This window comes from Frankia sp. CcWB2 (genome assembly GCF_977927585.1).
The window spans coordinates 128062-136459 of record NZ_CDWRCM010000001.1 but is presented as its reverse complement, the minus strand read 5'-3'; the positions used below and the strand labels follow the sequence as shown (position 1 = coordinate 136459).

The following is an 8398-nucleotide window of genomic DNA, read 5'->3' as shown; positions in this document are numbered from 1 at the left end:
GTGACGCGCAGGAGGAACGGTGACACCCGTGAGTTCTGAAGCCCAGAACCTCAACTGGTTGATCAACAATTTTATCGATCGAGTCCCGGGTGCCGCCCACACCGTCGTGGTGTCCGCAGACGGCCTGCTACTCGCCGTCTCCGACGGCTTCCCCCGGGATCGCGCCGACCAGCTCGCCGCAGTGGCCTCGGGACTGGTGAGCCTGACCCAGGGCGCCGCCCGCGTCTTCGAGGCGGGCGGCGTCACCCAGACGGTCGTGGAGATGGAGCACGGCTTTCTCTTCATCATGGCAATCAGTGACGGCGCGAGCATGGCAGTGCTCGCGGCACCATCCTGCGACATCGGTCTGGTCGGCTATGAGATGGCCCTGCTGGTCAGCCGGGCGAAGGACGTCCTGACCCCGGCGTTGCGCGCCGAGCTGCAGGGAACCCTTCCGCGGTGACCGGACGGCAACACAGGGAGTCAGGGTGAGTATCGATCCCGAGGGCACGCCCGGGCCGGTCGTCCGTCCGTATGCGATGACCGGTGGGCGCACTCGGTCGCGCTATGAACTCGCCATCGAGGCACTCGTCTTCACGACGCCTCTCGGCGAGGAACGAGCGATCGGCCTCAACCTGGAGCAACAGACCATCGCCGCCATGTGCCGGCAGGTGCGATCCATCGCGGAGATCGCCGCTGGCCTCCGGGTGCCCCTCGGGGTGGCCCGCGTGCTGGTAGGCGACATGGCGGACGAAGGCTTCGTCCGCGTCCACCAGCAGCCTGACCGCGACGAGGCACCGGATCTCGCGTTGCTCGAAAGGGTTCTCAGTGGCCTTCGAAAGCTCTGACAACAGGCGGGTCAACTCCGCCGTCGCCACGACCTCGGTTAAGATCGTAGTAGCGGGCGGGTTCGGCGCCGGAAAAACCACATTCGTGGGTTCGGTGTCCGAGATCGTCCCGCTGCGCACCGAGGCCGTCATGACCGAGGCGGGAGCCCACATCGACGACCTCACCCACCTGATGGACAAGACCACCACCACGGTCGCCATGGACTTCGGCCGAGTCTCGCTGGACGAGGATCTGATCCTGTACTTGTTCGGCACCCCCGGGCAGTACCGCTTCTGGTTCATGTGGGACGACATCGTGCGGGGAGCCATCGGTGCGATCGTGCTCGCCGACACCCGCCGACTGGCCGACTGCTTCGCCGCGGTCGACTACTTCGAGCAGCGGCAGTTGCCCTTCGTGATTGGCGTCAACTGCTTCGACGGGATTCTGCGGCACTCGATCGAGGACGTCCGGGAAGCACTGCAGATCAGCCCGGCCGTTCCCGTCATCACCTGCGACGCCCGCAACCGCGACTCCACCAAGAGCGCACTGATCGCGGTGGTCGAGCACACGATGTCGCGGGCAACCGCACGGACCTGAGGTGATCCCGCCCGGGACGGCCGGTGCCAGTCGCCCCGGGCAAACGAGCCGACCCGAGCTCAGACGGGCGAGGGAACTTTGCGGAGTTCGGCCTCCAGCGGGACCTTGGTGTTACCCGCGTTGTTGACGATCTTGAGGTTGAAATCGTTCGCCTGCTGATTCTGGTTCCACTGACCACCGACGAGGGCGATGCGGGCCACGTTCTTCGGGACGTTGGGCTGAGCTCCGAACGCCACGGGTCCGACAATGGTCTGGGCGTCGACGTCGCGGATGGCCGTGGCGACGGCTTCCCGACTGTTGAGGGAGTCGACGTTGCTCAGCGCCTTGACGGCGACCTCGAACAGGGCGTACAAAAATCCCAGGGTCTGGGTCCACCCCTGACCGCGGGCGCTGGTGAAGTCGTTGGCCAACTCCAGGGACGTCTTGTTCGTCAGCGAGCTACGGAAGGGATGCGCCGGTGACCACGCCACCTCGGTGGTAAGACCGTCACCACCGGTACCGAGGCCACGCACATCCTCCTGGAAGTAGATCGCCTTGGAGATCGTCAGGGCGTTCGGCGAGTAACCGGAGGCCCTGGTCTCCTTCCGGAAGGTGGCGAAGTCCGCGGCCCGGGACACGCCGACGACGGCCTGCACCCCGTTCTTCTTGAATTCATCGATATAGGTCTTGAATGAGGGCGCCCCGGTTGAGTAGCCGGCTGACATCGGCGACGTCAGCCGGAGATTGTTGTAGTTGCGGATGGTGGGAATTCCGAAGTCCGGGTCGGCGAACGCGCGGCCGTCGTCGTCGTCCGGATACATGAGCCCCACCTTGGTGATCCCGAGCTGGCTCCACATCGCGACGTAAGTCGCCACCAGGTCCTCCATGCCCCAGAAAAAGTGGTAGGTCCAGCGGAAGGGCATATCGACGTTGCCGCCCCGGCCATTCCACCAGGCCTGCCACGGGGCAATTGTGGAAATACAGGGAACCTGGTTGATCTCGCACTGGTCCGCGACAGGAATGGCGGTGTCGGAGGTGCCACCGACCAGCACGATGTCGACCTTGTCCTTGAAGATCAGGTCGGTTGTCGCGGTCCCGGCGCCATGGCGGTCCGACTCGGAGTCCCGGACGAAGATCTCGACGGGATAGGTGCGGTTCCCCACCTTCACGCCGTCGGCCAGGATCGTGCGCATCGTCTGCAGCACATACGAGTCGACCACGCTGTAACTGCGGAACGCCCCCGTCCGGGACGTCACATAGCCGAGACGTACCTTGCGCGTCGCGCTAGCCGAGGAGGATGAACCCCCGCACGCGGCCAACAGCCCGGCGGCCGGTGCCGCGACCGCCGCGGTCCCGGCCCAGCGAAGCAGGCCGCGCCGGTTAACGGCCCGTCGGCCGCTCTCCCGGGGAGCGGGGACGCCCCCGTCCGCACCGCCAGCCACATCCGTCCTGCCAGCGGCGGGACACCGTCCGCCACCCTCACTACGGTCAGACCTGAGCATGGCACCTGATCCTGCCCCACGCCACCCTGAATCCGACAGCCGGGGTCGGAACTCGGCAGATCCCGGGCGACCAGGGGCGCCTTAGATCCGACATATCGGTGTTTCACTTACCGTCAGCATGGGGATGGATCTTCTCAGTTCACCCCGCAGTATCGGTGCGGCGCACTGCCACTCGCGGTGAGTTCCAGCGTGCCCTGCGCCTTGTCGCGGATTCCGGCCCCGGGCTTGGCGATGTGCACCCCGGAAAGATCCTTCAGTGGCCCGCCGGTGAACTTCACGTTGCCGATCACATTCCCGCCGTCATTACCGGCCACCGGCGTGATCGTGTACTGACCGGCGGTGCCGCCCCAACTGTAGGCACCGGCGGTCCGTTCGACCACGAGCACACCGACGACATTGTCGGACAGCTTCAGGGGATTCGTCCCGGTAACAAGCCGGCATTCCCAGCTGCCATCAATCATCGCCTTGCCATTGATCGCGTCCGGGCTGGTCGTGGTGGGCGTCGGCGAGCCGATGGGGGGAGCCGGCGAAACCGACGGCGCGCTCTTGCCGTCGCCATCGCCGCGCAGGAGTGCATAGCCGCCAACCGCGAGCAACGCGAGGACCAACGCAACGGCCAAAGGACCGATCCAACCCTGATGAAGCCAGGCGAGGCGATCCTCGCCGGAGAGGTCCTCGTCGTCCGGCTCATCCCGGGCATCCCCCGGTTCCCGCAGCCCCACCGCGCGGGCATCACGTCCGGAGGCCCGCCGCCCAGGCCCGGAATGGCCGCCGGCCCCGGCGCCCTCCTCATGCCGGCCAGCATGCCCACGGCTCCTGGCGCCGGTTCCGCCAGCGCGACCGGCCCGGTCCGCGGTGCCACGCCGGCGCTCGCCGCCGTTCGCCGCACCCCGCTCACCCGATCGCGTCGATCCGGATGACCGGATGGGCTGAGGAGCCAAGACCGGTTGGAGATTGTTGGTGTCGGTCACCGGATTCGGGGTGCGGCGGCGGTCGGCAGGCACACTGCGACCACTCGGTTTGCGCACCGACCGGGAGGGCTGCCAGCCGCTGTCGTCATCCGGCGCGGGGCCGGCACCTCTGGCCTTTCCCGATCCCCGCCGGGGCACCAGGGACGTCCTCTCCGAGGGAGACTCGGGTCGGCGCCCCACCGGCGGCAACGGAGTTCCGACCAGGCCACGCGCACCGGTCCCGGCCGGCGGCGCGGAGGCGTCTGGCCGATACAGCGGACGAGCGGTCGTCATCGTCTCCTCGACCCGAGGTACAGCCAGGTCGGCGGGCCGACCGCTGGCCCGCGACGCATCGGCGCCGGCCTCGGGAGCCGCCCGCCGCTCCGGGGCCGCGAGCGCCCGGCCGCGGGCCGGAGCGGGCAGCCCGTTCTGGCCGGGCAACCGGTCAGTCGGACCGGCCAACGAGTCCCTCGGTCCAGATGCCCGATTCGCCGGCATCCTCCAGTCGCTCCCCGTCGCAGTCTCCACCGACGATCGTCGCCGGGCCACCGGGAGCGGTCCGGAGAGCGGGTCCTCACGGCCGGGGACCAGCCCGGCGATCCCGTTGGGCCCGTTGGGCGGGAGAGGACGGACGACGTCTTCGGTGCCGGACAGGGGAGTCCGCCAGCCTGCGAGATCCGCTCCGCCGTCGCGGGGGTCCCGCGGACGATCCTGGCGGGAGCGCAGACGGTCCTGGCGGGAGTGTGGGGGTAGTCCCCCGGAACCGCCGTTGCCCCCAGAACCGCCGTTCGGGCCCCTTCTTCCCGGACCCGGGTCCCTGCCGGGACGACTCGACGCCGATCCCGGCAGATAGGCTGCCGCGCCCCCGAATCCGCGGGGCGGAGTTGATGAGGTCGCGCCCGGACCGGCGGATCCACCGCCACCGGGACGGACCCCGCCGGCCTCCCGGTTCAGGGGGCCCGGGCCCGCTGCAGGCGCACCCGCACCGGGCAGTTGAACGCGGGGCGAGCTGTGCCCGTTCCAAGGATCCGTCGAGGAGTATGCGGTTCGGGGCCCGGCATCGGGCGGCGGTGCGGCGGCGGTCACGCCAAAGCTCCCGGGCACCACCGGGAAGGCCGGGCCGGTGACCCGGCTCGGGGTGCCCGACTGGCCCGGAGCTCTCCTGAGGTCCGCCGACGATGTGGGAACAGCCCGGGACGGTGGCGCGGGAACCGGTCGGGCGGAGATCGGAAACCCGCCGGTGAACGGGTCTGCGGAAGCGCCACCCCCCGATCTCGTCCCGGAGGTGGTCCCCGCCGCCCCGCCGGCCCGTGGGGAACGGCCCATCTGCACCGGTCCCGACGGCGGACCGGTCGGGACCGGATAGGCCTCTCGAGCGGGCCCGCCCACCTGCAGGTCGGGCAGCCTCGCAGCCGTCCTGGACGCCGCGGGCGGTGGCGGGGACGCCGAGGGGAGGTAGGACGTCGGCCGGGACGCGGTCGGTGGCGGACCGGCGGAAACCCGAGGACCCCTGGGAACAGGAGGAACAGGAGGAGCCACCGGAGCGGCGGATGACACCGCCGGGGTAGACGGGCCAGCGGGAGCGGGGGGGGTCACCGAGATGCCCGGCGGGCGTCCACCGGCGGGTCCCGGCGCCGGACCGTCCCAGGTGGTGGTCACGTCGAAGGGATCGGCGGGACGCGCACCGCCGCCTGCCGGCGGCATGGCCGGTCCCGGTCTCGGCGCCGGCTCACGCCGGGGCCAGGGAGTCGAATCCCAGGACGTGGGCGCGGGCTCACGGGAGACAGGACGGGCTGCCTGCTCGCCCACCCGCTCCACCGCGAAGAAATCGTCGTCACGACGGGAGGCAGCCGGGCGCCCCGTGGCACCGTCGCGGTCGGTGTCGTAGGTCGTCACAGAACTGTCACCCGCCTCCGGGCGCGGGCGCCGGACGTCGGCGACGTTATCCCGGATTCAGGCATCATGGCCACTGAACCGCTGTATTTGATCATAGGGCGGCATCTCCTGCCCCCCTGGTCAGCACGATGCGGGCAGTCATCGTGTGGACGTGCGTCGGGTAAATGTGTGATCTGGCCACGCCACCGGGTCCCCCGCCCGGGCGGACGAATGCACGTGGGGCAGCCTCGCTCCGGGAGGAGCGGTCTCGGGATGTGTCCCGGAGAACCGCACCGCCATGACCGCCCGTTGATACGTGAAGGACGTCTTATCACATCGCCGACGAAAAAGCAATAGCACTCTCGTCCGTCGTCCCGCAGCCCATCTAGGCATGTGATAATAGTTCTGTCAACCCACTGTACACCGGTAATCGTCATCGTTTGTCACGGCAGGCGGCATAGATCTCCCGCACGATGCGCTCCGACGACTCGGACTGGACGTTGTCGCTGAACCGCTGGTACTCCTCCTGGGTGTAGTCGGCTTCCAGCTTCTCCAGCGTGCAGGTGCAATAGCCTTCGTTACCGTTGCTGACGTCGAGGCACGAGCTGAGATATGCCCGACGGACCTCCGGGGAGTAACGGCCCTTCCCCACCGCGGCCGGCCCAGCCGCGGTCCCGGAGCCCGATCCACCGCCGCCGAGGGCGAGGAATCCGATGACGCCGAGCCCGAGGCAGACGAGAACGACGGCGGCGCCGATCAGCAGCGGCGGACGGTCGCGCACGTGCTGGACGAGCGCGGTGACCCGTGCCGGCAGCCCGCCGGCCTCGGCACGCCGGGCCGTCGCCCCGCGCCGGGAGGTGGGCCCGGACGGTGCCCATCCACTGTCGTGCTCGTCGAACGACCCGGCATACGGCTCCGGCCCGCCGTCCGGATCGCCGTCCCACCGCGGTGTGCCGTCCGCCGCACCACCGGTGGACGGGGCGTACGTCGCCGCCATGCCCCCGACACGCCGGATCTCGCCAGTCGAGCCGCCGTCGCCCCAGGTCGTCTGCGCTGCGGCCGGCGCTGCGGGCGCAGCCACCGGATCGACGGGATCCGCCGCACCCGCGCGGCGGGCCGGACCGGTCAGATCGCCCCACTCCGACGGCCCGCGCGGTGCAATGACGTCCGCGGCCGGTTCCCCCCACCGGCCGCGCTGGCCGGTGGGGCCGTAGGGTGCCAGCCCCTGTGTGTCCGGCGCTGATGGCGTGGCCACCGGGCCGCTCAGGGGGCGGGGTGAATCGGTGAGCGCCCCGCCCCAGCTCGGCGGTGCCGGAGCCGCTTCCACGGCGCTGGGCCCGGAATCGGGCGACGAGCCGGCAGCGCCGGGCCGCCCACCGAACGAACCGCCCTGCGCTCCTACATCGGACCCGGCCCGACCGGATCCAGGCTCCCCGACCGGACCGGCACCGAAGGCGGGCCCACCGGGATGGTTACCGAATCGCGCCAAGGCCGACGGACCGGCCGGCGGCGCTGCCGATGACGGCTGCCAGGTCTGGGCGGCCTCGTCCCAGACATAGGCACCGTCATCGCTGACCCAACGGCCGTGCTCGTCGAGACGCATCTGTCGTCCTTCATGCCGGAGACGGACCGCTTCCAGGGTGCCATGTCGGGTAAGAGCCCGGATCGACCGGGTACCGCCGGTGGTTGGCACACCACGGGCACGCCCGTCGGGCTCGCGCACCAGCGAGCGATACCTCACGCGACGGCTACCGCCTCGCAGGACGCCCGACGACCACGCATGACGTGCATCGTCGGTCACGGACTGGCAGTCACCATGATCTCCGCCTTCTGGAACTCCTTCAAAGTTGCGTATCCCGTCGTCGCCATTGCCGTGCGCAGGCCGCCGGCCAGGTTGAGGACACCGGTGCTGGTCGCCGTGCCCGGACCGGTCACGATCTGCGCGAGCATCCCGGTCGGGGCCACCGGCGACCAGCGTCCCCGCGGCAGGTCGGAGTGCAGCACGTCCATCGGCCAGACCCCGCCCTGGCCCGGGGCCTCCCCCGCGGCCGCGAGCGCCGCATCCACCATGACCGCGTCCGCGCCGCAGGCCACCGCCTTCGCGACGTCACCGCCAGTCCGAAGGTCACCATGCGCGACGACGTGGACGTAGCGGCCGCCCGACTCGTCGAGATAACGCATGCGCGCACCGGCCGCGTCCGCGATGGCGGTGGCGAGCGGCACGCCGACCCCGAGCTCGTCCCGGGTACGGTCACCGAAGCCGGACCCGACGCCCACGATGACACCGGCCGCCCCGGTGCGCATGAGGTGCAAGGCGGTGGAGAACGACGCGCACCCGCCGACCAGCACCGGGATGTCCAGCTGCCCGATGAACCGTTTGAGGTTGAGCGGCTCGCTGCGGCGGGACTGATGCTCCGCCGAAACCGCCGTACCGTGGATGACGAGCAGATCGATCCCGGCGGCCAGTACGTGCGGGCACAGGGCCTTGACCTTCTGCGGGCGCAGCGCCGCGGCCACGACCACCCCAGCGTCCCGAAGCTCGGTGAGACGCTGCGCGATCAGCCCCGGCTGGACCGGCGCGGAGTACAACGCGCGCAGCCGATCGGTTGCCGCGTCCGGGCCCTGGGCGGCCCCGATCTTGCTGAGCTCGGCGATGTGGTTCTCCGGCTCCTCGTACCGGGTCCACAG

At 70.2% G+C, this 8398-nt stretch carries 7 protein-coding genes; 3 read left to right on the top strand and 4 right to left on the bottom strand.

The window, feature by feature from the left end; translation table 11 throughout:
• Positions 1-19 precede the first annotated feature (19 nt).
• From ACY45C_RS00750 to ACY45C_RS00740, 3 genes are read left to right on the top strand one after another with little or no spacing between them, the layout of a single operon-like run.
• The gene (locus ACY45C_RS00750) at positions 20-442 is read left to right on the top strand and encodes a roadblock/LC7 domain-containing protein (protein ID WP_462185734.1); all 423 of its coding nucleotides are present in this window, start codon (positions 20-22) and stop codon (positions 440-442) included.
• 25 nt (positions 443-467) lie between these two features.
• Positions 468-827, top strand: a complete 360-nt coding sequence (locus tag ACY45C_RS00745; protein ID WP_011435095.1) for a DUF742 domain-containing protein — start codon at positions 468-470, stop codon at positions 825-827.
• Entirely contained in the window at positions 808-1404 is a 597-nt protein-coding gene (locus tag ACY45C_RS00740; RefSeq protein WP_462185733.1) for a GTP-binding protein, read from the top strand. The genes ACY45C_RS00745 and ACY45C_RS00740 overlap by 20 nt, the downstream gene beginning before the upstream one ends.
• Positions 1405-1463: 59 nt before the next feature.
• Here ACY45C_RS00740 and ACY45C_RS00735 read toward each other — a convergent pair whose 3' ends face one another.
• The 4 genes from ACY45C_RS00735 to ACY45C_RS00720 form a co-directional block, all read right to left on the bottom strand.
• On the bottom strand, positions 1464-2825 hold the full coding sequence (locus tag ACY45C_RS00735) for an ABC transporter substrate-binding protein (protein WP_462185732.1): 1362 nt from the start codon (positions 2823-2825) through the stop codon (positions 1464-1466).
• Positions 2826-3019: 194 nt separating this feature from the next.
• Positions 3020-3607, bottom strand: coding sequence for a hypothetical protein (locus ACY45C_RS00730; protein ID WP_462185731.1), 588 nt, complete (start codon positions 3605-3607; stop codon positions 3020-3022).
• 2536 nt (positions 3608-6143) lie between these two features.
• Complete coding sequence (locus tag ACY45C_RS00725; RefSeq protein WP_462185730.1) at positions 6144-7313, bottom strand: hypothetical protein; 1170 nt, start codon at positions 7311-7313, stop codon at positions 6144-6146.
• Between the two features lie 194 nt (positions 7314-7507).
• A partial coding sequence (locus ACY45C_RS00720) for a GuaB3 family IMP dehydrogenase-related protein (protein WP_462185729.1) occupies positions 7508-8398 on the bottom strand: 891 nt, incomplete at its 5' end.